The following is a 3,126-nucleotide window of genomic DNA, read 5'->3' as shown; positions in this document are numbered from 1 at the left end:
TAGCCCTCTCCGGGTCGTACGCGTTCTTCAGCTGGTACTCCCAGTCGAGCTTAGCATTCGCGACGCTCATCTTGACGTCCGGTAGAGCCGCCCTCCTGGCAATCGGCAGCAAGCACGAGGAGGCCTACGGGAGGATACTCTTCAAGCTCTCGCACTGTCACACCACAGAAGACTTAGTCTATCCGCAGGAAGTCCTGCCAAAAGCCGCCTCAAGGCTAAAGAAGATAAGCTTCTGGAGGCTGAATCGCTTTTCCTTCTCGGAGCCGCTTTCCTGACGATACTTCAACCCGCTGGGAACGTACGAGAGGGTGCCGCTCGGGCACTCTGCGTCAACCTACTGAACTTTATTATCCGAATGAGTTTAGACACGTTTATGGAAGGGTAGGCTGGCTGAGAAAAGTGCCAGCGCGGCTCTCAGATCTCTCAGCACTACTGGCCGGCTGTAAAGGCCTGCTTATGTTGAGTGTATTGCTTCTCTCGAGGGAATCTACCACGGCTTTTCTGTCTTCACCTGCCTATATGTACCACACTATGCTGTTCCACGAGAGGCTGGAGCATCTGCTAGACATGAACTCCCTGAAACCGCACAATGGACGATGTTGAGGACCTCTCCAAATAGCAGTGCTCGTGAAGAACAGAACCTTGAGAGCGGGAAAGAGCACCCCAGAAATAACGCCCTTCAGCATAGGCTCCATGCATTGTTGGTCAAAGCAGTTCACATGCACCTCCACAGAAGTTCCATTGGGGACTTCCGAATAGGGCGACGCGCGCTAAGCTCTACCCTTGCTTTTCCTAAGGCGCCTTGTTCCACTAGCGTTTTGAGAGATAAGGGGCTAAAGGTGATTGGCTGCCAGTTCAGCCGCGAGAAGTCGTTAAGCCCGAGTAATAGAGGGTCGGAGGCTGTCTCACTTCTTAGCTAGCGCGAAGAGTGGGAAATTAGCGGTAGGTCGAGTTGGAACGCGGCCGGGCGCGGCTCTTGCGTAACGACGTAGCGCACGAGCAAGCGCTTCTTTTCCCTACGCAGAGAGCCTATATTTCGGGACGTGAGTGGCTACCTGTTCTTTGAAGAGTCTATTGGATCTCGCGAGGAGCTATTTTAAGAGTTTTCTAACCAAGCTCGGTGTGTACGTGGCCTTCTGGGATCAGAGGAGGCCCGTAGGCAAATTCAGAATTTGGGGGACGGGCGATAAAGGCGTGCTCTACATAGGCTCCGCTTTAAGAAAAGGAGAAATGATTAAAGAAGGAGAACTGAGAGCTTGTGAAGGAGCATTAAAGCGGCTTGTGGCCACAGAAAAATGATGAAGTGCCTCCACGCCTTCGTTCCATCACTGCTTTACACGGGATTAAGCTTGGTTATTAAAGGAGAGGAGCTGTGGTTCTACTTAAAGGAACTCAATGGAGGTGAGGTCAGAAACTAGGAAAGACTGGAACCCTACTCGAATACACCAAGAAGTATAGTGAGCTCCCTCCACCAAACCTTCGGATAAGCAGGCACTACTCTTACGTCGCAGGGCCGGAAAACTTGGTAAATCGAGACTAGTAGACACGCTCGACGAAGTCTCCGCCCGATCTTGGGGCCTTTAAAGCAGAGTAGTAGCACTAAGGCGGCAATTAGCTAGCGCATCTCTCTTGAGCGCTCTTGCAGAAATCTCAAAAAGTCACGTAATATATTCTTGTACCAGTATTTTGTCTTCGTAGATAAGCTTAGCTCTCTAGCGAACAGATCAATGTGCTCTTCCTCAATGGACGCTATACTTATGTTCTTCTCCATGCACCATTTCAAGAACCTTCTCGCGACCGTGCGCCTATCCTTAATAGTCTTTTTGCTATAACCTCTTTTCTCGAGCTCCTTCGCAAAGTCTTCAATTACTTTTTCGATGTCAATTGTGATCTTCTCCGAAATGCTTTCGGACGTTATCCCCCGACCCATTTCGTAGCCTATTTTCCATGCTTGATAATAGTGTTCGAGTATGTACGCTAAGAGCTGATCAGAAGTTCTTGCTGTTTGCTTTGCAAACTCATTTAGCCATGTTACTAAGTGGTCGGGTAGTCTTACCCTAATTTCATTGTAGCCCTTCAAAATTGTGCACCCTATCCAGTAATTCTTTTGTAAAATCACGAATGTTTTCATAGAGTTTGGTATTCGACTCGATAACTCTCTTCAGAGGAATTTCATATCTCCTAGGTCTATAGGGAAGATCCTTCAACCCTTCATACCTGTAAATTATGGTGTTAAACAAGGGGTCTTTATGTATTTTTTCGCGTACGTAGCGAGGCATAGTCTTCAAGAACTTAATTAAACTTTCCTTTAGTCTTAAAATAACCTTACTATCAGATCTGTGATGCCCTGTCACGTTTATTAAAGCAACTCCTAAGATTTTAAGGTCCCGGCGAGAGGTGTACATAATGTCCGGTAACACGTCCTTAATTAGTAACTTCACACCCGCAAGGGAAAGTTCCTCTAAGTTAGTGGGTATAAGTATGAAATCGGCAGCATAAAGACCCCAGATGGTTGGTGTAAATAGCTCTGGCGGAGAGTCACATATAACGTAGTCATAATTGTTAGTTATAGCAGGCTCTCGGGAAATCCTCTTATACGCTGCATAAGGGTCCATAAACGGCAACTCGCCTCGATACACCTTCATAATATAATTTAGACCTGAAGGTACAAGAGCAATTGTTCCCTTGGTTCTTAAGTCCAGTTTCCTAATGTGAAACTCCTTGTTTTGGGCAAGCTCTATAACACCATCGTTGATGCTTTCTATTTCGTTGATTTTCAGGAAGAAGGATGAGAGATGCGCTTGAGGATCCAAATCTAGCATCAAAACGTTGTATCCTCGCTCCGCAAGTCCATAGGCCAATAGTGCTGTCAGGGTTGTTTTGCCTGTTCCTCCCTTTTGATTTGTCACGGTTATGACAAGCGGCTTTTTGTTGGCGGGGCTATGATGAGACATTTCATCATACCCTACTATATGAGTTCATCTTCAGAATTTTTATCTCTCTCTGATTAATTTAATCAATATATTTAAAACCCATCCACGGAGTAGCTAAGTTGATAATGAACTTTGTCAGTCTCGCTCGGCAATTAAAATTATGAACCCGTTCGCTCATCCCTCAGCTTCCTAA

The 3,126-nt window shown here is 46.5% G+C and carries 3 protein-coding genes and 1 pseudogene; 2 read left to right on the top strand and 2 right to left on the bottom strand.

Features of this window, described 5'->3' with window-relative positions; genetic code table 11:
* Together ACP5KC_RS09655 and ACP5KC_RS09650 are read left to right on the top strand one after the other, a co-directional pair.
* A pseudogene (locus tag ACP5KC_RS09655) lies at positions 1-275 on the top strand (hypothetical protein); the annotation flags it as partial.
* A gap of 787 nt (positions 276-1,062) precedes the next feature.
* Entirely contained in the window at positions 1,063-1,299 is a 237-nt protein-coding gene (locus ACP5KC_RS09650; RefSeq protein ID WP_428287424.1) for a hypothetical protein, read from the top strand.
* Between the two features lie 316 nt (positions 1,300-1,615).
* Here the strand turns inward: ACP5KC_RS09650 and ACP5KC_RS09645 are convergent, their stop codons facing one another.
* A complete protein-coding gene (locus ACP5KC_RS09645) occupies positions 1,616-2,080 on the bottom strand; it encodes a hypothetical protein (protein WP_428287423.1) in 465 nt (154 codons plus the stop codon).
* Positions 2,064-2,954, bottom strand: coding sequence for a ParA family protein (locus tag ACP5KC_RS09640; protein ID WP_428287422.1), 891 nt, complete (start codon positions 2,952-2,954; stop codon positions 2,064-2,066). The genes ACP5KC_RS09645 and ACP5KC_RS09640 overlap by 17 nt, the downstream gene beginning before the upstream one ends.
* Between the last annotated feature and the right edge of the window lie 172 nt (positions 2,955-3,126).

It is taken from the genome of Infirmifilum sp., from assembly GCF_049970975.1.
Classification (GTDB): Archaea; Thermoproteota; Thermoprotei; order Thermofilales; family Thermofilaceae; genus Thermofilum; species Thermofilum uzonense.
Note: the sequence above shows the minus strand (reverse complement) of the source record. Positions and strands in the feature narration are given on the sequence as shown.